The sequence below is a fragment of the Pedobacter nutrimenti genome (assembly GCF_032678445.1).
Taxonomy (GTDB): Bacteria; Bacteroidota; Bacteroidia; order Sphingobacteriales; family Sphingobacteriaceae; genus Pedobacter; species Pedobacter nutrimenti_A.
The window spans coordinates 153,312-177,086 of sequence record NZ_JAVTSQ010000008.1 but is presented as its reverse complement, the minus strand read 5'-3'; the positions used below and the strand labels follow the sequence as shown (position 1 = coordinate 177,086).

At 40.9% G+C, this 23,775-nt stretch carries 15 protein-coding genes; 3 read left to right on the top strand and 12 right to left on the bottom strand.

Features of this window, described 5'->3' with window-relative positions; all coding sequences use genetic code 11:
* Positions 1-11: 11 nt before the first annotated feature.
* Genes R2S08_RS15845 through R2S08_RS15830 form a run of 4 tightly spaced genes read right to left on the bottom strand, consistent with a single transcriptional unit; the run spans position 12 to position 7,151 of the window.
* The gene (locus tag R2S08_RS15845) at positions 12-1,730 is read right to left on the bottom strand and encodes a RagB/SusD family nutrient uptake outer membrane protein (RefSeq protein ID WP_316836066.1); all 1,719 of its coding nucleotides are present in this window, start codon (positions 1,728-1,730) and stop codon (positions 12-14) included.
* 11 nt (positions 1,731-1,741) lie between these two features.
* The gene (locus R2S08_RS15840; RefSeq protein WP_316836065.1) at positions 1,742-4,846 is read right to left on the bottom strand and encodes a TonB-dependent receptor; all 3,105 of its coding nucleotides are present in this window, start codon (positions 4,844-4,846) and stop codon (positions 1,742-1,744) included.
* Between the two features lie 29 nt (positions 4,847-4,875).
* Positions 4,876-5,805, bottom strand: coding sequence for a carbohydrate kinase (locus tag R2S08_RS15835; protein WP_316836064.1), 930 nt, complete (start codon positions 5,803-5,805; stop codon positions 4,876-4,878).
* An 11-nt stretch (positions 5,806-5,816) separates the two neighbouring features.
* On the bottom strand, positions 5,817-7,151 hold the full coding sequence (locus R2S08_RS15830) for a sugar porter family MFS transporter (RefSeq protein ID WP_316836063.1): 1,335 nt from the start codon (positions 7,149-7,151) through the stop codon (positions 5,817-5,819).
* 284 nt (positions 7,152-7,435) lie between these two features.
* On the opposite strand from R2S08_RS15830, the gene R2S08_RS15825 reads away from it, so the two are divergent.
* The 3 genes from R2S08_RS15825 (at position 7,436) to R2S08_RS15815 (ending at position 12,194) form a co-directional block, all read left to right on the top strand.
* Positions 7,436-10,198 (top strand): substrate-binding domain-containing protein, encoded by a 2,763-nt coding sequence (locus tag R2S08_RS15825; protein ID WP_316836062.1) that lies wholly within the window; start codon positions 7,436-7,438, stop codon positions 10,196-10,198.
* A gap of 73 nt (positions 10,199-10,271) precedes the next feature.
* Positions 10,272-10,604 carry a helix-turn-helix transcriptional regulator gene (locus R2S08_RS15820; protein WP_316836061.1) on the top strand — a complete coding sequence of 111 codons (333 nt, stop codon included), beginning with the start codon at positions 10,272-10,274 and terminating at the stop codon, positions 10,602-10,604.
* A gap of 123 nt (positions 10,605-10,727) precedes the next feature.
* Positions 10,728-12,194: a PAS domain S-box protein gene (locus R2S08_RS15815; protein WP_316836060.1), complete on the top strand. Its 1,467-nt coding sequence runs from the start codon at positions 10,728-10,730 to the stop codon at positions 12,192-12,194.
* Positions 12,195-12,323: 129 nt separating this feature from the next.
* Here R2S08_RS15815 and R2S08_RS28895 read toward each other — a convergent pair whose 3' ends face one another.
* The 8 genes from R2S08_RS28895 to R2S08_RS15780 form a co-directional block, all read right to left on the bottom strand.
* The gene (locus tag R2S08_RS28895; RefSeq protein WP_410479528.1) at positions 12,324-12,611 is read right to left on the bottom strand and encodes a helix-turn-helix domain-containing protein; all 288 of its coding nucleotides are present in this window, start codon (positions 12,609-12,611) and stop codon (positions 12,324-12,326) included.
* 73 nt (positions 12,612-12,684) lie between these two features.
* Positions 12,685-13,887, bottom strand: a complete 1,203-nt coding sequence (locus tag R2S08_RS15810; RefSeq protein WP_316836059.1) for an aspartyl protease family protein — start codon at positions 13,885-13,887, stop codon at positions 12,685-12,687.
* Complete coding sequence (locus tag R2S08_RS15805) at positions 13,877-15,034, bottom strand: TlpA disulfide reductase family protein (protein ID WP_316836058.1); 1,158 nt, start codon at positions 15,032-15,034, stop codon at positions 13,877-13,879. Before R2S08_RS15805 ends, R2S08_RS15810 begins: the two co-directional genes overlap by 11 nt.
* A gap of 8 nt (positions 15,035-15,042) precedes the next feature.
* Entirely contained in the window at positions 15,043-16,425 is a 1,383-nt protein-coding gene (locus tag R2S08_RS15800) for a TlpA disulfide reductase family protein (protein WP_316836057.1), read from the bottom strand.
* Positions 16,426-16,464: 39 nt separating this feature from the next.
* A complete protein-coding gene (locus R2S08_RS15795; protein WP_316836056.1) occupies positions 16,465-18,006 on the bottom strand; it encodes a PKD-like family lipoprotein in 1,542 nt (513 codons plus the stop codon).
* A 17-nt stretch (positions 18,007-18,023) separates the two neighbouring features.
* The gene (locus R2S08_RS15790) at positions 18,024-18,797 is read right to left on the bottom strand and encodes a DUF4843 domain-containing protein (protein ID WP_316836055.1); all 774 of its coding nucleotides are present in this window, start codon (positions 18,795-18,797) and stop codon (positions 18,024-18,026) included.
* 14 nt (positions 18,798-18,811) lie between these two features.
* A complete protein-coding gene (locus R2S08_RS15785; protein ID WP_316836054.1) occupies positions 18,812-20,272 on the bottom strand; it encodes a RagB/SusD family nutrient uptake outer membrane protein in 1,461 nt (486 codons plus the stop codon).
* A 10-nt stretch (positions 20,273-20,282) separates the two neighbouring features.
* The gene (locus tag R2S08_RS15780; protein ID WP_316836053.1) at positions 20,283-23,663 is read right to left on the bottom strand and encodes a SusC/RagA family TonB-linked outer membrane protein; all 3,381 of its coding nucleotides are present in this window, start codon (positions 23,661-23,663) and stop codon (positions 20,283-20,285) included.
* Positions 23,664-23,775: the final 112 nt, after the last annotated feature.

Below are 23,775 nucleotides of genomic sequence, written 5' to 3'. Positions count from 1 at the left end.
TGATTTTAAATCTACCATCCTGTATTTTGTTTATATAATCCTTTACTGAAATTGATTTGGTTCAGCGGGATGGGCAAATATTCATCGCGGTTCTTTTTGAACACTGCATCCAGAAGATGTGGCTTCCTGGTTTTTTCAATTGCAAAATAGCTATTCATATACTCTGCCGCAATACCCCAACGCACCAGATCAAAGAAACGATAGCCTTCCATTGCAAATTCCAGGCGGCGTTCGAACCTTAGGGCCTGACGGGCAAAATCAACAGTCCAGGTACAGTTTACTCCAGGTTTATACGTATCTATCTTGTAATTAGAGATGGTATTACCATTGGCCTGTTTAAGTAAAGATTCACTGTTTATGGCCCGCTGGCGAACCTGGTTGATCAGCGGCAAGGCTTCCTGTGCTCTTCCCAATTCAATCAATGCTTCAGCTTTGAATAAAAGTACATCTGCGTAACGGATAATAGCCCAGTTCTTTCCGCTCGACATAAATGGAGGGAACTTTTTAAAGGCTGGATCATCTGGCAATACAGTCTCTTTCATACTCAGGTGCGGACCGTAGATCTGAGGTGCACGTGCCCAGGAAGTTTGAAAGATAAAGCTTGCTCTGTATTTGTAGGGATGCCCTGGGGTAGCCACTGTATGGTCAATGCGCGGATCAAAGGAATTACTTTGATAATCTCCTGTCGGTTCAACATCCTTATTGTTATAGGTCGTTGGCATCGGTAATCCATTATCGTCTGTTTTAAAGGCATTGATGAGGTTATTGCTGGGCACATGGAAACCACAGCAACCATATTCCTGGTTCATTGGGTAGTCCAGCTCATGACCAAAATCCTCCCTTCCCTGTGGGGTACCATCGTTAATAGAATATTGAATCGCAAAAACAGATTCCTTGCCATTCTCAAACTGAGATAAAAAGTTATTGGCAAAATCAGCACTTAAAGCATAGGAGCCAGAAGCAATGACCTCATCACAGAGACTGTTCACCTGGGACAATTTGGCCTGATCGATAGAAGTTACATTATTGCTCTCATCCTGGGTATAGGCATGGTACAACAGTGCCTTGGCAAGGTAGGACTTAGCCGCAAACTTATTGACTCTTCCAATTTCCGGTTGCGTAGCTGGCAGATTTGCTGCAGCGAAACTGAAATCATCTTCTATTTTTTTCCATAAAGCATCATCGCTCAGCGCCCGGTTAGAAATGGTCGCATAATTCTCTTTAGGAAGGGTTTCGTCAATATAAGGCACATATTTAAACAGGATTTTTAAAAGGAAATAAAAATGTCCTCTTAAAAACTTCAGTTCACCTTGTCTGATGGTTTTATTGGGAAAATCAGCTGCAGATATGGCGTTTACACGAGCCAGGGCATCATTTACTCTTCCTATACCTACGTATAAACGAAACCAAAGTGCATCTGTAGGTCCATAGTCTACACGGTTTAGTGAAAAAGTTTCATAACCATGAAATTCACTAACATCACCCGGACCATCTCCCCCCTTATAAGCATCGCCGCTACGAATACTGCCATAGGGCCACATGCTGCTGTAAGGAGTCATATATTCATCATTACCTAAAGCAGAATAGGCAGCAATGACCATTTTATCTACATTAGCAGGTGTATTCAGATCGCTGCTTGCTGCTGTGCCCTGCGGATTGGTATCTAAAGCCTTTTTGCAGGACATTAAACACACACACATTAGAACTGCTATATATATTTTGTTATTCATGTCTGTAAGAATTAAAATGAAACATTAATACCCATGGTTCCGATCACCGGGATTGGATAAACATTGGAAGGATTCTCCGGATCTGTTGCGGTATAAGACTTGCTTTTAATGGTCAACAGGTTACTGGCCTGGACATACACCCTCGCAGTTTTGATATGTAAACTGCTTAAGGCATCTTTCAGATTATAGCCCAGCTGTATATTCCGCAACTTCAAATAAGATCCGTTTTCTATAAAATAGGTAGAACTCCTGCCTTCGTTGTTGCGGTCTACGGTAGTTAAGGCTGGAATGGTTGAATTTGAATTTTGAGGTGTCCAGGCATCTAATGTTCTTGTTCCCCAGTTGGCGCCTGGTGCAATAGAAGCAAAATCAGTTAATCCCTTATAGGTATTATATTCCTTTACGCCCTGAACCCCCTGGAAAAAGAACACCAGGTCGAACCGCTTGTAACTGATGCTCGCATTCAGACCATAGGTAAAGTTTGGATCTGTTGTTCCGATAAACTGCTGATCCTTGCTGTCAATAACACCATCTCCGTTCAAATCCTTATACCTGATACGGCCAAGACCCTTTCCGGGCTGAACGGCTGAATTGTCAACCTCACTTTGGGAAGTAAACAAGCCATCCGCAACATAGCCGTAAATAGAGGTTACTGATCTACCTAAAATGGTCTGATCTGTACCATTACCTGGGTAAGATGCAATCGCATCTGGCGGCAGGCTGGTGATCTTACTTCTGTAGGCCGCTATGTTACCTGTTAAAGTAAAGGAAAGATCTTGCGAAACTCTTCCATTATAGTTTAAAAGGAACTCAAAACCTGTATTTCTAACAGAGGCGGCGTTGATGGTACGGTTACCGGCTTCGCCTAAAACCGCTAAATAAGCCGGTGTAAGCAGGATATCTTTGGTATTCTTAACAAAGTAATCTGCAGATCCTGTAATGGTATTATTGAACAAACCAAAATCCAGACCAAAGTTGGATTGGGAGGTCGTTTCCCATTTCAGATTATCATTACCTTGCTGTATCTGGGTAAAACCTGAAGGCAACTGACCCGTTCCTGCTCCGTTTATATCGTAGGCAGAACCTGTTTCATAGCCAAAAACATGGTTAACACCATAAATTGCAGAATACAGGGTATAAGGAGCATAATAAGGGCTGGCCTGGTTACCGGTTTGTCCGTAAGAAAATCTCAGTTTCAAATCTGATATGGCGTGGATATTGTCTTTAATAAAACCTTCTTCGCTTAAACGCCAGCCCAGGGAAACTGCAGGAAAGACCCCATATCTTTGGTTGGTTCCGAACCTTGAAGAACCGTCTCTCCTTACCGTAACGGAGGCCAGGTATTTATCATCATAGGAATAATTGGCTTTACCGAAGAAAGAAAGTAAGCCATAGGTTGCACCGGAACCGCCATTGTCAATGTTTGTTGATCCGGAGCTGAGGTAAGCGTAGTCGATATTTTCCAGACCAACTCCTTGTCTGGTACCATAAAAGCTCTGATTGATATATTTCACCTGTTCCTGGCCAGCCAGCACATCAAGTTTGCTTTTCCCTTTGTTCAGATTATAAGTTAATGTATTGGTAAAGATCCAGTTGCCTTCGTAGTTCGCATTTTGATTTACCAGATTGGTTGGATCAGAGAGGAAACCAGACACATACGACTTTCTTAAGGTACGGGCGTAATTACCATTGTAATCTGCTGAAATACTGGTGCGGAAATTCAAGCCTTTAACGATATTGACTTCTGCATAAGCATTTCCCAATATTCTTCCGAAGTTATTTTTGTTCTGTTTATTATCTTCTATTAACCTTACGGGGTTCTGTCTGTCGGCCATTCCTGGTGCCGGGCCTCCCCATCCTATTCCGTCTACGGTATGGATGGGAACGGCAGGCTCTTCAATTTGCGAAAGAGAGGTCACGTCGCCCGTTGGGATCAGTACATCCTTCATATAGGTGCCTGTAAATGTTTCTCCTATTTTTAAGCGTTTATTGAAAAAGCTGTATTCAGAATTAAAACGGGCAGTCATTTTCTGACTGTGCGTTTCTTTGATCACACCTTTGTTGTCATAATAACTTACAGAAAAGAGGGAGTTTCCCTTTTCATTTCCGTTAGCCATAGACAGGTTGTAAGACTGGGTCACCGAAGTCTGTGCAATCTCATTGAACCAGTTGGTATTGGCTGGCTTCATCGTTTTGGCTGCATCGAGGTACTCTGGAAGAATGACCTGGTTTAATACCGGATTACTGAAGTCATTGTTCCATTTATACTGATAGGTTTGATTGGTATTTGGATCCAATTTATCGTTTACCGCAGCTTGCCAGTAAGCTCTGCCGCGTTCTTCGGTATTTAAAGTCTTCAGTTTCGAAGTATAGAACTGAAGGGAAACCGAGGCATCGAAATTGATATTACTAAAGCCGGCTTTGGCCTTTTTAGTGGTAACGATGATGACACCTGCTGCTGCTCTTGATCCATAAATAGAAGCAGAAGCCGCATCTTTTAAGATCTGGATGGATTCAATATCGCTTTGGTTGATCTCCTGCAGACCTCGCTGGGTTTGCACTCCATCAATAATATACAAGGGATCGTTACCAGGCAAACCAGGCAAAGGAAGTGTGGTGTTTCCCCGTACCCTAACAGCTGCTGCTCCATTTGGAGAACCATCTGCAGTGATAAATAAACCAGGAACCCTTCCCTGTAAGGCTTTGATCGGGTTCCCTACCGGGATATCCTTGATTTCGTTTACATTAACCACTGCAACGGCTCCTGTAATGTCCTTTTTACGTTCTTTCTGATAGCCTGTCACCACCACTTCGTTCAGATTGGTAGCGGCCACATCCAGCTGTACATTTACTGTATTATCCTTTCCTATGGTTACAGAAACAGTTTGGGCGCCCATATAAATAAATTTGAGGACCTGACCGCTTTGCCCCGGGATAGAGAATTTACCCTTGGAATCTGTTACTACGGTCTTGTCGGTTCCTGCAAGGCTTACCGTAACACCTTCCAGTGGATTGGAAGATTTATCTGTTACGTTTCCGGTTAATGTACGGACTTGTGCAAACCCCTGCAAGGTTACTGCCAATAAAAGGCAGCAAAATAGTATTGTTCGTTTCATACAATTTGGTTTTTTGGTTATATATTGGTTTAAATACTTTTTTCTTCTATACCCAGCTTTCGTTTCCAGATGAACCTGTCCAGGTCAAATTTGGAATACGCCGGGCAGGCACCGGATTGTGCAGTGATAAAGGCGCCCATTGCAACCGCATAATCCAGCGTCACTTCAACAGGCTGTTCTCCAAGCTTCATGGCCAAAAAGGCCGCCAGAAAGGAATCTCCGCTCCCTACGGTATCTGCTACGCAAATGCTATATGCTGGATAATCGTAGCGGAAGGACGCCGTATAATAGGTTGCACCTTTACTTCCTTTAGTAATGAGTACTTCTTTAATATTGAACTCCTTAAACAACATCGCTATCGCGCGCTCTTCTGTGTTGCAGGAGGCATCATACCAACCCGCGATCATCATCAGTTCAGCCGCATTCACTTTAACCAGGTGCGAACGGTGCAATAATGCAGCAATCAGTTCCTGAGAGTAATAAGGCTCCCGGATATTTACATCAAACACATTGTAAGCTGTATACTCAAGCATTCTGAATAGGGCTTGCTGACTCTGGCTATTTCTGGAACCCAGGCTTCCAAATATAAAAGCGTCGGCGCGGCGCAATAGCGCTTCATATTCCGGTTGCCAGTTGATAAAGTCCCAGGCCACAGGGAAAACAATATCATAAGACACTTCATGGTTCTCCTTAATTGTAGCCAGTACCTCACTGGTTTTATGCAGGTTATCTTTCTGTATATAGTCTGCAGGCAAACCAATACTTTGTACAAAGTCTATCAGCTCCTCTCCTGCAATATCCTGACCTACTCTGCTGATCATATAACTTTGGAGCCCCAGTTTTTGCAGATGATAAGCTACGTTCATTGGTGCACCACCTGGTTTCTTTCCTGTTGGCAGCATATCCCAAAGGATTTCGCCAAAACATACGGTTGTCTTTTTTGTGGATCTAGTCTTCATATTTTGTTCATCTAGTGCATCACCAGGGTAGTTTCAATTTGTTCCAGGGAACGTCCTTTGGTTTCCGGCATCAAACGCCAGACAAAAATGAGCTGAAGCACCATCATGCTGGAAAAAAAGAAGAAAGTGGTTGCTCCTCCAAAAGTTTCGGCGAGATAGGGAAAGCAGAAGGCTATAATTGCTGCCATTACCCAGTGGGTAGAACTTCCAAGTGTTTGGCCTTTTGCTCTTACCTGATTGGGAAAGATCTCAGAAATGAATACCCAGATCACGGCACCTTGCGAGAAGGCAAAGAACGCGATAAAGAGCATCATATAAGCCGGGATGGCAAAACCGCTCATATTACCGGAATAAAAAGTATAACCCACCAGGAACAAGGATACGATCAAACCTACAGACCCGATAAGCATAAGTACCTTTCTGCCTACTCTATCTATAAAATTAATGGCGATCAGCGTAAATATAAAATTGATGAGGCCAATGCCAACAGTAGATAACAGAGACGAATGCGCGCCCAGTCCTGCCATTTCAAATATTCTTGGCGCATAATAAATAATCGCATTAATACCAGAAACCTGATTGAAGAAAGCAAACAGCATGGCCAGGATCACAGGTCTCTTATATTGGGCCGAAAATAACTTTTCTTTCTGACCGGAAGAACCTGCAAGCACTGTGCCTGAGTTTTGAATTGCTTTCAATTCTTGTTCGCAATTAAGTGGATTGATGATCCGAAGAATCTCCAGCGCCTTATCTGTTGCTCCTTTCTTCAGGATCAACCACCTTGGGCTTTCTGGAATAAATTTGATCAGAACCAGGAATAAAAATGACGGGAAAGCTTGAACGCCCAACATCCAGCGCCACGAGGTTTCTCCTCCCTGACTAATCAGATAATTAGATAAGTAAGAGATCAGGATTCCCAATACAACATTGAATTGGAACAAACCAACTAGTCTGCCTCGCCTGTCTGCCGGCGAAACCTCTGATATATAGATTGGCGCAGTTACAGAAGAAATTCCAACGCCTAAGCCGCCCAGCAATCTGAAAGTTAAAAAGACATACCAGTTATCTGCAAGGGCGGTGCCCAGCGAAGACAACAGGTACGCAATTGCAACGAAATAAAGCGTGTTTTTTCGTCCGAAATAATCTGACGGACGGGAACCTACCAAAGATCCAATTACAGTCCCTATTAAGGCAATAGAAATGGTGAGTCCATGTTCAAAAACAGAGAGGTGCCAGAATTGCTGGATAGATTTCTCTGCGCCGGAAATAACTGCGGTATCGAATCCAAATAAAAAGCCGCCTAGGGCAACGACCATGGACCAGGCCAGGACGGAATGTTTTTTCATACGTGGGTTTATATATTGGTTAACGATTGCAAAGTAGATCAAATGGTTGTGGAGGGATACTGATATTGTTTCAAATGCATTAAAATTTGAACAAAATCACAAGCATCTGTATTACAGTTATTTATTTTAAAATCATTAACCTTATAACTGGACAATCTTCAATTTTAAAACCTGAAATGTATAGTTTTGATACATAAAATGACCTTGCACAACCTGCTCACAGGTGGCCAGATTTTAGACTAAACTTTAATTTTCTATATCTTTAAGCATAGTGTCTTATAAATATGCCTTTAAGTCTTAATTTAAAACTGATCTTGTTATTTCTTTGCAGCGGAATATTGCTGTTGGCTTGCAGTCAGAAAAAACAGCATGCAGAATACACCATTGGTGTTTCGCAATGCGTGGGCTCCGATCTCTGGCGAAGAACCATGCTCGAAGAGATCAAAATGGAACTCTCCCTGCATCCAAATGCCAAACTCATTTATACAGACGCAGACAATAGCAGTAAGAAGCAGATTGAACAGGTTAAACACATGCTGGAGCAGGGAATTGACCTGCTGATCATTTCACCGAATGAAGCCAAGCCCCTAACCCCAATTGTAGAACAAACCTATAATAAAGGAATCCCTGTAATTATTATTGACAGAAAAACTTCCTCTGGTTCTTACACAGCCTATGTGGGGGCCGACAATTACCAGATTGGAAAAATGGCAGGTGAATACGCAGGAATGATGCTGAAGGGAAAAGGCAATTTTCTGGAAATAATGGGTCTACCTGGCTCCTCTCCAACCATTGAGCGGCAAAAGGGTTTTGCCGACGGCCTGAAGAAATTTCCTGGAGTACAGATCCGCACGGAAATTTATGGAGACTGGCTTAAAGAAAATGCAGAGAAACAATTGCTCAAAGCAAAAGCTTCACTGAAGCAGACAGACGCTATATTTGCACACAATGACATGATGGCTTCGGGTGCAAGGCGCATTGTAAATCAGCTTAAGCTAGACCACAACATTAAAATTATCGGTATCGACGCGCTTCCAGGAACAGGAGGCGGATTAGAAATGGTAGCCAACCGGATATTGGATGCCAGTATGCTCTATGCAACTGGTGGAAAGGAGGCCATTCAAACAGCTTTTAAGATTCTGAACAAAGAGGAATTTTCTAAAGAAAACATCCTTCAATCGCTGGTCATCGATTCAACGAATGTACAATTGATGAAATTACAATGGAGCAAGATCAGCAGCCAACAGAAAGACATTGAACGCCAGAAAATGCTACTCGAAGAACAAAAAGCCTTATTTAACAATCAGCAGACCGTATTGAATATTACGGTGATTACCCTTGTTTTAGCCGTAGTATTTGGAGGACTTGCCTTTTATTCCTTGCTGGAGAACAGAAAGATTAACAAAAGTCTGGAAGCCAATAATCAGGAAATCCTGAAACAGCGGAACCAGCTGATCGAAATGTCGGCTAAGGCCGAGATGGCTACAGAGGCCAAGCTCAATTTCTTTACCAATATGTCACATGAATTTCGAACGCCACTAACCCTCATCCTTTCTCCGCTGGAAGACCTGCTTCAAAATGAGAAAATAAAGAGCACAGCAGGGCGAAATCTTAAACTGATCCACAAAAATGTGTTCAGACTATTGAGGTTAATTAACCAACTGATTGAATACCGCAAGATAGAGCATGAAAAAATGCGGATCAGTGCTTCCAAAAACAACCTGATAGAATTTATTCAGGAAATTCTGGAGAGCTTTCAGCACAATGCAAAAAAACACAATATAGATCTTCGCCTGATTACAAAAGAGCCGCAACTGATGGTCTGGTTTGATGCCAATATGCTCGACAAAGTAATCTTTAATCTGCTTTCCAATGCTTTAAAATTTACCAGTGCAAATGGGACCATTCATATTTTTGTACGGAAAGAAGAAGATTATATTTATGTTGATGTAAAAGACAATGGCAGTGGAATGTCGTCGGAAGAAGCAGACCATGTATTTGAGCGTTTTTATCAAAGTGGCGTGCATGCTGCCAAAGGCTCCGGCCTTGGCTTGGCCTTGTCTAAAGAATTAATGTTGCTGCATTATGGCGATATCAATGTGTTCAGTGAAAAATGGCGGGGCACAACTTTTTCGTTAAAGCTTCCTGCCGGCGACGGACATTTTAGAGAAGAAGAAAAAAAGAAAGAAAGCCTGGATAAAGAAGAACTCTATGAGCAGGCTAAGATCTACACCACAGATCTGGATGAACCTGCAGAGACACGGCATACCGACGCCTTTCATACTTTAAAAGAACAGTCTGTGCTCCTTATCGAGGACAATCCTGATCTGCTGAACTATCTGAGCCATAAGTTTGCAGATCAATATGAGGTTTTTACCGCCAATACAGGTACTAGTGGTATCACTTCAGCTTACGAACAAGTCCCCGATCTGATCATTTCAGATGTCGTACTGCCCGGAATGACTGGTACCGAACTGACCAACAAACTAAAATCTGATGTCCGGACCTCCCATATTCCAATTATATTATTAACGGCTAAAGGAAGTGTAGAACAGCAAATCCAGGGAATGGAAAGTATGGCGGACACCTATATTGTAAAACCATTCAACTTTGATTACCTCCTTGCCAGCGCAAATAATCTGCTCAAAAACAGAAACCTGCTTAAAGCGCATTACAGCAGCGACATCAGCTCTTCTTCAAAAATTCCCGTTTCTAAAGCACTGGATAAGAAATTTTTGAACGATTTTGCAGGTATTGTGGAGCAGAATCTTGGAAACGAAAATTTTAGTGTTGATGATCTGGCTAAAGAAATAGGTGTTTCCAGAGTGCAGTTGTACAGAAAAGTAAAAGCACTCCTCGATTGCAGTATTACAGATTATATCTTGAACCGCCGGTTAAAAAAGGCCAGTTATCTGCTGATCAACGAAAGTTATTCTATTTCTGAAATTACTTATATGGTTGGTTTTTCTACGCCAAATTATTTCGCAACTGTATTTAAAACTAAATATGGTTGTACGCCAAGCGATTACAAGAAGAACAGCCAATAAATCCTAAAATCTTTACGATTCCATATATTTGCTATATTTTTATAAATAAATAAAATTTATTAATTTAGAACTAATGACAAACCACATAGGACAAAATATTAGAAGCTTGCGTAAGAAACAAAACTGGTCGCAGGAGAAAGTCGCAAAGGGACTTGAAATTTCAATTCCGGCATATTCTAAAATAGAAACCGGTATAACAGACATTAACATTGATCGCCTTCATCAGGTGGCTGCTTTTTTCAATGTTTCTGTCGTAGATATTCTGATCGATGAACTGGCCGGATCCAAATCTGAGGAACAAGGTCTGATTACTGAACTTAAAGCTAAACTGGCCAAACGTGAAGAAGAATACATCCAGCTACAGGCCAAGATTATTGACCTTTATGAAAAACTGAAAAAAATCTAAACTTAACCGTTAACTCTGTAAGTACCTCTATTCAATATCAGAATAAAAATGCTCCTATGGGCATTTTTATTCTATTATCTTTGGACCAACCAAATCATCATTCCAAATTTGCGACAAACCTGAATGGATCACCAACTCAAATTGTATAAGAAAGCCGCTGGAATTGCTAAAATCGGGTTATGGGAGCTCGATCTTCCGAGCCAAAAGCTCACGTGGGATCTTGTGACCAAACAAATATTTGATGTTGATGAATTTCATCAGCCAGATCTGAATGAGGCCATGGCTTACCATGTAGACGCTCCAGGGCCAGATCGGCTGGAACAACTCCTTCGGCAGCTCACCTCCAGCAAGGAGACGTTGAGTAATGAGTATAAAATAAAAACCGCAACAGGGATTATCAAATGGATAGAATCTCACACTCAGGCCGAATTCATAAATGGCATTTGTTATAAGTTAGTAGGTACAGTTCAGGACATTACGGAACAAAAAGACCTTATTGAAACGCTCAGAATCAATCAGGACAGGTTTCACCAAGCCTTCGATTTCGCGCCGATTGGTATGGCTCTGGTCTCGCCCAAAGGAAAATGGATCAAAGTAAATAAAAGTCTCTGCGAGCTGCTGGGTTATTCGGAAAAAGAATTGTTAAGAAGAAGTTTTCAGAAACTGACCCATCCCGAAGATCTGAACCTCGATCTGGAATACCTGCATAAGGTGCTGCGCAAGGAGATCAGTTCTTATTCTATGGAAAAGCGTTATATCCATAAAACCAAGGAGATTGTTTGGGTACAGCTTAATGTGAGCCTGGTCTGGAAAGACGACACACCTTTATATTTTGTTTCGCAGATCAAAAATATTACTGACCGCAAGCAAGCCGAACAGGAACAAAAAAAGACCATACTGATCATCAATGACCAGAACAACAGACTGGTAAACTTTGCCCATATTGTTTCACACAATTTGAGATCCCACTCTTCAAACTTTCAAATGATGTTGAAATTACTTGCAGAGACCAGCAATGAGGAGGAAAAAAAAGAGATCATCTCCTTACTTCTTCAAAATGCAGATCACTTATCGGAAACCATAGATAACCTGAACGAAGTCGTAAAGGTTCAACTGAATAGTCATCAGCATAAAAAGGCATTGAACCTGGAACAGGAGATCAAAAAAGTACTGCTCAGTATCAAAGCCATCGCCGAAGAGCAGAAATCATCGTTTTCTTTAGATGTACATCCAAACCTTTTTGTCTTTTGCAATCCTGCCTATCTGGATAGCATACTGTTGAACATTCTAACAAACGCCATAAAATACCGTTCTCCTAACCGGACGCCCAAAATCGGAATCAAAGTGTATTCTATTCATGGGGAAATGGCACTTGAAATCGAAGACAACGGGGTGGGGATTGATCTGGATCGTCATGGCTCTGAATTATTTGGGATGTATAAGACTTTTCACCAAAATAAAGATGCAAGAGGAATCGGCTTATTCATCACCAAAAACCAAGTGGAAGCACAAGGAGGCAGAATAGAAGTAGAAAGCCGGGTAAATACCGGTACAACCTTCAGGATCTATTTACCGGGAATAGACAACTAAAACTTAGCGCCCAGGTCAATTACCTTCAAATCGGGCTTTATGTCAATAAGGATCATTAAATCATAAAAAGGGGCAAATCGTTCTGATTTGAATTTGTTGTAGATGTTTGGGTTCCATGCCATATAACTTCTACAACAATAAAGTACTCGGTTTTGTTGTTAACAATGTAGAACTTGACGGATCAAATTCGTTAAGATAATTGAGTATAAAAAAGTGGATATCAATTTCAAAGATTAAAGCCAGTTCTACAATACGTTCCAGATTGATTTTAGTATTTCCATTTTCTAGTAAACAATACGAATTCTGGGATATTTCTAAGGCATGGGCCATAAAATATTGAGAATATTTTCTTTTAATTCTAATCTTTCGAATGTAATTTCCAAAGCTAACAGATGTTATTTCAGACTTACCTTTCATGAGTGTTAATTTGAAGCGAATAAAACCTCTTATTAACAATGTGAAATCGTTAATAAGAGGTGAGATGAGTTAATTATTCTTGTTTAATAATGGTGTCTTTAAATGGCCTGTTATTTTGAACAGATTCTACAACATACGATGCACCTGCAGGCAATGCCATAAGCTTATTAAATTGTTTGTTGTCTTTCAAAAGCACTTGAGCAGAAAGTCCATTGATGCTTAGCACTTTGGCCCCAGACTTTAAACCAACTTTAGGATTTTCAGCAGCAGTCAAACCTTGTATCACTAGATCACCATTTAGATCAAAACCAAAAAGAAAACCTCCCATAGAAAAATCATAGGGATAACTATAAGTTTTATTAGGAGAAAAATGGATTTCTTTTTTCTGCATATTGATCGTAAAATTATAACGGCTGATCAACCGGACACCAATAGAGCCATCAAACCCCGGGTTCCAGCTTTCGCTTTGCCCACCTCCTGCCATCAGCGTTACAGGCATATTCTTTATAACGGGCATATTGGAAAAAGAAAACGTTGCTGCCCTGCCGCCAAAGGTAGGTGTAGTCATTCCCATACTGGTTGTGCTGCCATTGTATTCTGCCTTAAATCCACTAACCAATAACTTGTTCTTCTTTACAAAAGGTCTGAAACAAATCAAACTGTAAGAGGCACCAGTATCAAAAACGAAATCACCGGTATGCACAGGTTCAGTCGTTATACTCAAGGATCCGGGGATAATGAACAAACCAGAAGGCATTGTAAAAGGTATGGACGCTCCCTCCTTTTCATATTGATAATCACCAAAATTGTATAAAGAAAGTTCTTTCCTATCGTAGTCAACTTTGGTGATATACCTTCTGGCAATGCTATTTCCAATAATTCCATCCAAATCTTTGTGCATTTCTTTAAAAACAGCGATACCTTGGTTCTTCACCTCAAAGCCATCTAAATGAACCGTATTTCCGTCAGAAACCTGGATCTCCATATTGCCGCCAACCACAGAAGCATTTTGTTTCCGGGTTATTTTCAAACCAATTGAATCTGCCAGCGATTGACTTATAGCCATTCCGTCTGCACCAGTATCGAATAATAACCTCAAAACTTTGGGACTGTTATTGATCCTGACCTTAAGGATAATGGAGCCATGTTCTGTTTCAAATGGAACCTTAACCAGTAATTTTGAGGGTATATTTTCACTTACACCAGTTTGTCCATAAGAAAGCCCAAATCCCAACATCAGCATAAAAAATAAATATAGATGTTGTTTAGAGCCCATAAATCCTTTCTAATGCTTTATCGATATCGTCGGTAGCGCTAGACGTAACACGCACTAAGATCTTACCATTTGAATCAATCAATATTTTAGTTGGAAAAGCACTGATATGGAACATTTTAACGATATTTTGCTTTTCTATCCCGTCTTGATTTAAAATATGCACCCAATTGATCTGATCATCTTTAATCGCTTTCAACCAACTGGCTTTCGATTCATCAAGTGTTTTACCTCGTTCTTGTGCAATCGCCACTATTTCAAAGCCTTTGTTGCTGTATTTTTTATACAATTCTTTTAAATGCGGATGACTTGCCCGGCAAGGCCCACACCAGCTTCCCCAGAAATCAAGCAGATATGTTTTTCCTTTCAACAGTTCCGTGCTTACTTTCTTTCCATCTTTGTCCAATCTTTCAAAAGCAAATACTGGTGTGCCAGCCAGGGTTGGAGTCAGTTTATCTACAGATTTCTGGATACCCTGACCAAGAGCTGTATTTTTATAAGTTGGTGCAAGGCTCTTCCAGGCTTCTACATAATGATCGGCACTATATAAGTTCTCCATACGGCTCAATAAAAAAACAGAGGCAAATGCATCCGGATGTGCCCGTACAAAATCTTTTTGCCTTTTATAGTTCTCCATGGAAATTTTATGGATCTCTTCACTTTGCGCAGCAGAATCAATGGACGACAATTTACTTTTGGAGTTAATCATCTGTTGAAGAAGTTCCTGATAACGAAGCTCTCCTCCAGCGGTTTCCTGAACAAGTTCATTATAGAGGTTATTCTCTGCATCTCCCCTAACCTTCAGCGAAATGATAGTGCTGGCCTTGCCTTGAATAGCCAAGTCTTTATTCCATATAAAGAAATTAAAAGGTGGCCGAGGCATTTCATGACCTGCAGAAGGATTGTAAGGTAAGGAGACAGATAACCTGGCCGCAACGGGCTGATGCTGAGCGGGTATATGAACAACAAAGCGGTCATTCACTCCCTGAGCAGAAAGGTATTGGTTCTTTCCGTTCTCATCTGTAAATGAGATCACCACTTTATTCTTTTCAAGTCCGGTTAAAGTACCTGAAATGGTAAGGCTGTCAGTTTCTGCTTTAAGCCCCAGGCTTAAAAAAAGCATAACAATAGCCATGAACATTCGTTTCATATTTTTCATTATTTACCAGCCAATGTCTTTTCTAACAAGGCCTTGAGTGCTGGATCCGATGGCCTTGGAGAATCTACAGTAATGATTTTCCCTTCTTTATCGAATACCATGAAACGGGGGATTCCATTGATTTTATAATATTTCGCTATATCGCTCCATCCTGTCGCAAATAGCTGCAAGCCGCCAAGCTGATCATCCTTGATCATTTTAAGCCACTTATCTTTGTCCTTGGCCTCATCAACAGAGATACTCACCACCTGCACATCTGTACCTTTCATCTCTTCTTCGAGTTTTTTAAGGTGTGGGATTTCCGCTTTGCAAGGTCCACACCAGGTTGCCCAAACATCAACCAAAACGACTTTCCCTTTTAGATCTGCCATAGTTACGGTCTTACCGTCTTTATCCGGATATGAAAAAGCAAAAGCCGCATCTCCCGGTTTCAATTGCGCCAATGGAGTAAGGATATCCAGGTTTCTCTTTTTCTGGCTCGATGTAATGATGTATTTACCATAAGCATCGATAAGCTCCTTATAATCAGAGTAGTTTTTATAGCCGGCAGCATGATCTAAAATAAAGTCTCCTTTAAGGGTATCATTTGGCAAAAAAGCGAAGTCATTTTTCACGCCTTCGATCCCCCTGGAATACTTTATATTCTCTTGCCTCATATTCACACTCATTAGTCCCGACAGCGTCCTGATTCCCCATGGATTACTGTATACTGCAGCTGCACTTCCGGCAAAATCTTTTGCTTTAAGCGTACTGTAATACGGACTGTATTCTTCTACAGATGGATGCGCGGAACGCGGGGTATTTAGAAAATTTGTAGCGTAACTGGCCATATCCCATGCCATATATTGCTTCATATTTCTATCAAATTTCGCGTTGCCTGTGGCTTTGCCCGCCAAAAAGCCTTTACTTTTCGCGGAGATTTCTTCCAGTTTTGGAAAGAAATCAACAAAAGTACTCTGGTTTTTCATGAAGTTAATAGCCTTTTGTTCCAAAGGATTGGTAAAATCATGCCATTGGGTCAGTACGACATTCTCTTTTGAATTTAATTTTCCATTAAGTACATAACTTGAATCGAGGATAGATAAGGAAAGCTTTTCTCCTCCTTTAAAATAAAACTTGTAATTATCATTAGGGCTACCCGCTGTTCCTGTACCAATCACGTATAAGCCTTCATATTCCGGATAAAATATAAACCCGAAATTCCCCTTTGCTCCTGGTGTTGAAGTAGAAATCTCCACCGGTTTTCCGTCCTGAACTTTAAAAAGTTTTACAGGAACCAGTTTTTGTTTTTTTAACGATCCGGTAATCTCAACCGGCAATTGTGCAAATGCAGACGAAGCCATAAGAAGGATCAATGCTGCTCCAAATAATTTTTTAATCATGTTTGTTTTTTTTATGTATGGTTTTTATTGGTGTTCCGCTTAATAAGAGTTGCTGTAGGTATATTCACTTACAGAGGGCGACATATACATCACGTCCCTTACGATTCCCTTCCCTTCGAGGGTAATGTCGGGTGAGGAAGCTAAACTGCCGGATGATTTAGTAAACATCCTGACCTTATAGCTATCGCCCAATTTCGTTCCGATCAGCACATAATTATGCGTATAGCCTGTTTCCGTATATTTTTTGTGGCGAATAAAAGTAATCTCCTCTCCAGCTGGCGCGGTAAATTGCAATTGCTCAAATTTATTGCTCAGATTCCTGGACCAAACCTGGTTACCTGTTACAAAATAAATCAAATTTTCATCTCCGTCTAAAAGCGCATAATTCGTGGCATTGAATATCTTATCGGTAGTTTTTAGGGTGTCATTGACCATAGACATTTTGGTTTTATTTGGATTCAACTGTGCCAGTATTTTTAATGACGGATTAGCCTTATCCTGAAATATGGCATAACCATTAACATAAGAGGCATATTCACTTGCAACATAAGTGGTCGTTTTGAACCCCATATAGATCATTTTCTTATTGTTGTTTTGCGCGGGCATAGCTGTAACAGCGTCATCTGTAACAGCTGTCATTACGGCACCGGTTGCGGTACCCATCAAAAAAGAGCTGCTCATATCATCAAAGAAATAGGGGTCTGTACTGGTACTTGTTAGAAAATACCGGGATAAATGATAAGGCGTATTTGCATCATCCTTCATCTTGCGCACTCCGAACTGACCGGAATTGGCAGACATGGCATAAATGCTGTAGCACTGCCCATCGTTGACCAGGTAATTTGCACTTGAGCCTAAGAATACAGCATCTGGCGCCACTGTGGCTGGTGCCTGATAAAATAGTGTATTGATATTCCTGATCTGTTTTAAGGTATTCATATTCATCGCAGAAACATCTTTGTCGGTGGTCAGAAATAAGGCCTTGGTATTGGAAAGCACGCCCGTAACCGTAGATTTATAACTACTGAAATAAGTCAGTAATTGCGCCTTTCCATTCAATTTACTGCCATTAACAGTACTATACACGTTCTCCACTTTACTATCCGGAACAAGGGAAGCTGGTGTTAAAAACAAATCCATGTCCGACTGGTTACCATCGTCTTTAGCGACATACCAACCCCTTGTAAATTGAGTAACCACATTAATCGCGGAAGTAAAGTACTGGGCATATTTTGTTTTTTTATTGGTTACCCGAAATACCAGCACCCAACCCTTCGAAGCTTGTTTAACTAAATAATCCAGCTTCTTTGTTCTTCCTATAGTATCTAAAACGGGTGCGGAGCCTTGAACATTAGTTTCATAGATGCCCCATAAATAGTCAAAATTAGCATCTGGCTCGGTTGAAGTCACCATAGGATCAATGGTCAGATGATCTTTTTGAGATATGGTCGTATAGGAAGACTCAAGGCCTGTTACCGTAATCTGTTCCTTAGGCTTCAAATCAAAATTGGTTTTATCCTTTGCACAGGAAGCCATTAACAAAAGCAATCCTGAGCCTATTAATACATATATATGTTTCATATTATTTGTTCCGTTTTTTAAGGTATAACAACCAGTTCTCCACTTTCATCCTTAAGTGGATTTCCAGGATTATTCTTATTGTAATCAATCAGTGCAGTTTTGACCACACCTATATAATATTGAAGCAAGGCATAATCTGCACTCGTCACAGAAATAAAGCTATCATCCCATTTCTGGCCGGTAGCCTGGATCATAAAGGCATGCTTCACAGTACTGTATTTTCCAAAATAATATTGGCTAAAAGTGGCGTTCCACGATGCTGGCTGACTCAAACGATCGGTGAGCTGAACTTTTCTCCATAAATTGCTTTTCTCTCCCAGTTGAAAGTTGCCATCAGACGCTACATTTAACTTAAGTACAACTGTGCTCGTTTTCAGACTGGGGTCCCTCAATACAATAACCGGAACTGAAGTATGTACGGTCCCTGCTTTTATAGTATAGAATTTACTTACCCTTGGATCTGTAAATGCCACGTAGTGTGTACCAGCCACCGCATTACTTACATTCGGAACCTGCTCCTGTTTTAGCGTAAAGCTCCGGTCAGCTTTGGATACCCCTCCTATAGCATAGATATCGAAAAACACGGTGTCTTCGGTTACAGACGGCAACTCATAATAGAAGGTAAAAGGCTTTAGGGTATCTGCCAGATTGTAAGAAGCAGTATAGATGCGGGTAGAATTCGGGCCAAACTGGATCCGTGCGGTATCATTAAACAAGTAATACTGGTCTTTCTTACATGACGCCACAGCTATAACCGCCATAACAATCAGTACGTATTTTAACGTTTTCATTTCTCTTTACTTTATTATTGAGTAATTGCTTCTGTTTTTGGAAGTGGGATCAAATAATTCAATGTTGCTGCTGCAGGAGCAAACAGCACACTGGTTTTTGGGGCATTTAATCGCTTGTAAGCAAAAAAGGCCTGTCCTTCTGCATAAAACTCTTTTCTATATTCCTTTAAAATTTCTGCCTGGAGTTGATTCGGATCGGCAGGAACAGGCAATTGCCCGATATTTCTGGAAGTTCTGAAAGTCTTAAAGTAATTCTGTCCTTCTGCAAATGGTGCCGTTTCAGCGGCTATCAGATACATTTCGCTAATTCTAAGCATTGGAATCTGCTTAAAATCTGTTGCTATTGTAATTGTTTTGCTATCCAATGTTTGATATTTCTTAGTTACGTAACATTTTGCCCCGTTTGAAAGCGTAATTAGTTCCCAAAGACCACTTTCCCGAATATCCGTTCCTGTTGTACCATACAACTGATTTGTAATTGTTGTTGCAGATGTCCCTTTCTTTAAAACACCTCCGCTGTATCTGGAGGTATATTTATTCAGCATATCAAAATCATACAGACCAAAAATGTGTTCGGGCGTTAGTACAAAGTTTTTAGCGGTTAGATCTGCAGCAGTCCCAAATCTGAACTTAACGGTTGCATCATCGTTTTTAGCATCAATAACCAGTTTAGCACAATCATAGGCCTTTTGAGTGTTGTTAAACCATAAATAGGCCCTTGCCTCTAAGGCTTTTATGGCATAGTAGTTCATCCTTAGATAACGATATGCAAAATAAGTGTCCGATGGATTAAAGCCCGAAGAAACTCCCGGAGTTCTCAATTGGGTTAAACTGTATTTAGTAACCGGATCGATATCCTTGAGCAGTGCTTCGGCATCGGTTAAATCCTTCAGTAATAAAGTTTGAAAATCATTAAACGAAATTCTTGGATTTGCGGTTGTGGTCAGCTGGGTAACATAAGGCAGGGCATTTCCATTTGAGGGTGCTGTTGGTACTGGACCAAAAAGCCTTAATATATCTAAATGGCAATAAGCACGTAAGGCCAGACATTCTCCTTTGATCGTTTCATACATTCCCGGAGTTTTGAATACACTCTTCCGGACATCAATCTGACCAAGTATAGCGTTTATACCGGCAATTGTGGTGTATTCCTTTGCATAAATGGAAGACAGTGCGCTTTCCACGCCGGCATCAGTATAATTGAAAAGGCCGAGCCTCTGCTCTGTCGTATTCGCAGTTACATCCCAACTGGAGATCAATTGTTCGATAGTGGTTTGTGTCATGGCACCACCGTATACGCCATTGTCTTTCATTTGAATATATACCCCGGTAAGCGCATCTTTAAATCCACCCTCGGCACTAAAAATAACATCCTGTGGTTTTTCTGTTTTTGGAACAACTGTTAAAAATTTCTTGCAGGAAGCAAAAGTCAGAATCCCCAAAATAACCACTATTATAAAACTAATTCTTTTCATTTCTATAGATTTAGAAGGTTGCATTAATACTTAATGAAAATTGTCTTGAAAAGGGATAAGATGTACCCCGTTCTCGCCTGATGGTGGACAAGTACATCGGATCTGCGATATCAGCCGTAAAATTCAAGGCTTCAAGACCAAGCTTTTTCAGCACACGTTTAGACCTCAGGTCATATTGAATATCAATATTCTGACAGATCAGCGTATTTTCGTCTTGTACAAATCTGGAGGTTTTATAAGTTGCTCCCGTAACCAGTAAACCTTTAAACGCAGCAACATCTCCTGGCTGCTGCCAGCGATTGTAAAACACGCGGGAGTCTACATTGTAGTGGTAATCTCCGTTCTCCACCTTATCTACCAATGTCTGGTTGTATTGCTGACTACCCATAGTATAACGGAATGAAGCATTCAAAGACAGGTTTTTATATCTGATCATCGTACTGAAATTACCATAGGCTTTTGGCTCTGTACTGCCCATTGCCTGTACATTATTTCCACTCCAAACATAGGTTGGCTGGCCGTCGGCCCCCAGGTAAAGTTCTTTCCCTGTACTCGGATCAATTCCCAAAGAAGGTACTACCCAAATTGCTTTACTGGAATAACCTTCTACATATAGCACGCCTGGACTACCTAAAAGGCCATTTTGAACAGTTTTCTGCGCATCTTTTAACGCCTGTGAGGTTTCCAGAACTTTATTTGCATTATGCATTAAAGCCGCAGATATACTCCAGGTAAATTTTTGAGGATTGGCCATCAAAAAACCTGTTACTTTCAATTCGTAGCCCTTATTCCTCATTCTACCAATATTATCTGTATAGTAAGGGAAACCATTTGAGGCAGGCAGGTTAACAGAAGAAACCAGGTCATTAGAGGTTTCTATATAATAGTCGGCCGTGACCTTCAAACGTCTGTTTAGAAACTCTGCATCTGTACCAACATCATATTTCAACGTTTGCTGCCATTGCAGGTTGTCATTACCCATTCCCAAAAGATGGGAGCCAATCCAGTTAAAATAACGATCATTTGTATAATAACTATAAGTAGATAAAGCCTGGTAAGCACTAAAATTCTGGGAACCTGTTATTCCTACAGAGCCCCGCAATTTTAAACGGTTAACAATCTTGTTATCTGCCAGAAAACTTTCATTATGAATATTCCAGCCCAAACCCGTAGACCAGAATGGAGCAAAGCGTTTTTTGGAACCGAACTGTGAGGATCCATCCAGACGCAATGTTGCATCCACAAAATACTTGTTGGCATAAATGTAGTTTACGTTACTCGTAATCCCTATCGCACGCGATAAGGCCTCAGTACCAGACGGCTTTCCATCTTTGGCGTACTGCAAACCCATCGAAATAAAGTCAAAACTATCGTTTGGAAAACCTTCTGCAGTAAAGCTGTAAGCAGACATTTTATCTTGACGCACATTATAATCCACACCGGCAAAAACGACATGGTTCTTTCCAAATGTTTTAGAATAAGCAAGGTTCAGTGAGCCATCATATCCCAGGCTGTTGGAAACTCCATATACATAATCTCCCTTTCTAAACACGTCATCGACACCATAGTTGGCAAATGCGGTATTATCTGCAGACCTGAATTTATCCGACTGAACAATACCTTTGGTAAGACCGAGCTGCGCCCGTAAAGTAAGTTCTGGCAGAACACTCCACTCTACCGATGCATTGTTGATGATATTTGATGTTGAAGATTTGTCGAAACCATTTAAAGTTGCATTGTATAAAGGATTTGTAGGTAATGCTCCCGTCCAATAATTGGTCCAGTCCAGGTTTCCCGGATCTCCAACCAATTTTAAAACATTTCCTTTATCGTCATAAGCTCTCCAATAGGGATTCATTTTGGCGTAGTCTGAAAAAGTCCCGTATGGAGATTCTGTAGATTTACCCTGCTGCACCTGGAGATTATCTCTGAATCTGATATTCTTATAGGTATAAGATAAGGTAATCCCCCCGTTGAAGGTATTACGGGAAGATCCTTTCATTACCCCCTGTATGTTATTCACCTGACCGGAAGCAGAATAACGAAATGCTTCATCTCCCCCTTCAATGCGCAGGTTATGACGTTGACCAATCCCTGTATGAAGCGGGATAGCCAGCCAGTCGGTTTCAACGCCGCGGTTTACTTCATTGAGCAGGTAATTATAATATCTTTTCAATGGCAGGTCCGTTTCTGCTCTTGCATTATTATAATAGCCCGCAATGAATTCCAAATTGAGTTTATCCCGCGCATTAAGCAAGCTGTACTGCGTCAGATCTGGTGCTTCAATGTTGAGATTGGAACCGAAACTTAAACGAAGCTTACCTGGCTTAGGGGATCTGGTGGTGATTACAATTACACCATTTGCTCCTCTGGATCCATAAATGGCCGTTGCGGCTGCATCTTTAAGCATAGTGATGGATTCCACATCGTTCTCATTAATGTCCAGCATCGCCTGAAGTGACGACTGAAAACCATCCAGTATAATCAAAGGGGTATTCAGGTCAACTCTGGTATTATTCTGTAAATCATTCACGTTTGGCATACTGGATCCTCCGCGGATTTGAATCTCTGGCAAACGGTTTGGATTAGATCCAAATGAATTACTTTCAATAATATTAAAAGAAGGATCAATATTCCTTAAAGAAGTGATCAAATTGCGGTTACCGAATTGTTTCAATTCTTTTTGTGTTACCGTTGTGGAGGCACCGGTGAAACTTTTGTCCGCTTTTTTAAATAAACCTGTATTGATCACCACTTCATTCATCTTATTCTCTGCTATCTCCATTTTGATCAGCAAAGGCCCCTGATTGGGTTTTAGTTTCACTTCCTGGGTTTTATAGCCGATATAAGACACAATCAATACATCGTTCTCTGATCCGACTACAATGATAAAGCTTCCGTCAGAACGCGTTGCAATTGGTCTTCCGTTGGAATCTTTAATTCGGATAGAAGCTCCCGGAATTGGCTTACCTAATTCATCAATAACTTTTCCAACAATAGTTCGAACTGGCTGTACCAGCACAACACGCTCCAAAGCGGCATATTGAACTACAATGGTTTTTCTTGCCACTCTGTACGTAAAGGGCTGGTCTTTGAAACACTTTTCAAGAGCTTCCTCTAGCGAAGCATTCGTGACATTTATAGTAACAGGCCGGGCCTTAGACAAGGTACTGGCATCATAAAATAGATCGTAACCGGTCTGTTTCCGTATTTTTTGTATGATTTGTTCTAATGGAGCGCCTTTTTCTTTTAGCGTAATCTGTGCGTAGCCGGTTGCGCTAACTTGCAGAATTACCGTGGTCAAGATAATAAAGGTCAGTTTCAATTTCAGTAAAATATTGGCACAGGCACTGTTTTTTATACAGCGCCTAAATGTCCTGTAAAAATTCATACATTTGTTTGTTTGGGTTTAGTACATCATGTTTAGTAAAGTCGATTTATTTTTCAGTATTACCCAAACACTTACTCAGAAGAGTATCAGGTCCAGGAGCGTCCTACCGCTT

Coding starts and splice junctions, on each gene's coding strand:
- R2S08_RS15790 (WP_316836055.1), bottom strand. CDS start 18,797: ATGAAAACGTTAAAATACGTACTGATTGTTATGGCGGTTATAGCTGTG.
- R2S08_RS15805 (WP_316836058.1), bottom strand. CDS start 15,034: ATGAAACGAATGTTCATGGCTATTGTTATGCTTTTTTTAAGCCTGGGG.
- R2S08_RS15810 (WP_316836059.1), bottom strand. CDS start 13,887: ATGGGCTCTAAACAACATCTATATTTATTTTTTATGCTGATGTTGGGA.
- R2S08_RS15820 (WP_316836061.1), top strand. CDS start 10,272: ATGACAAACCACATAGGACAAAATATTAGAAGCTTGCGTAAGAAACAA.
- R2S08_RS15815 (WP_316836060.1), top strand. CDS start 10,728: ATGGATCACCAACTCAAATTGTATAAGAAAGCCGCTGGAATTGCTAAA.
- R2S08_RS15780 (WP_316836053.1), bottom strand. CDS start 23,663: ATGAATTTTTACAGGACATTTAGGCGCTGTATAAAAAACAGTGCCTGT.
- R2S08_RS15830 (WP_316836063.1), bottom strand. CDS start 7,151: ATGAAAAAACATTCCGTCCTGGCCTGGTCCATGGTCGTTGCCCTAGGC.
- R2S08_RS15835 (WP_316836064.1), bottom strand. CDS start 5,805: ATGAAGACTAGATCCACAAAAAAGACAACCGTATGTTTTGGCGAAATC.
- R2S08_RS15800 (WP_316836057.1), bottom strand. CDS start 16,425: ATGATTAAAAAATTATTTGGAGCAGCATTGATCCTTCTTATGGCTTCG.
- R2S08_RS28895 (WP_410479528.1), bottom strand. CDS start 12,611: ATGAAAGGTAAGTCTGAAATAACATCTGTTAGCTTTGGAAATTACATT.
- R2S08_RS15795 (WP_316836056.1), bottom strand. CDS start 18,006: ATGAAACATATATATGTATTAATAGGCTCAGGATTGCTTTTGTTAATG.
- R2S08_RS15845 (WP_316836066.1), bottom strand. CDS start 1,730: ATGAATAACAAAATATATATAGCAGTTCTAATGTGTGTGTGTTTAATG.
- R2S08_RS15825 (WP_316836062.1), top strand. CDS start 7,436: ATGCCTTTAAGTCTTAATTTAAAACTGATCTTGTTATTTCTTTGCAGC.
- R2S08_RS15785 (WP_316836054.1), bottom strand. CDS start 20,272: ATGAAAAGAATTAGTTTTATAATAGTGGTTATTTTGGGGATTCTGACT.
- R2S08_RS15840 (WP_316836065.1), bottom strand. CDS start 4,846: ATGAAACGAACAATACTATTTTGCTGCCTTTTATTGGCAGTAACCTTG.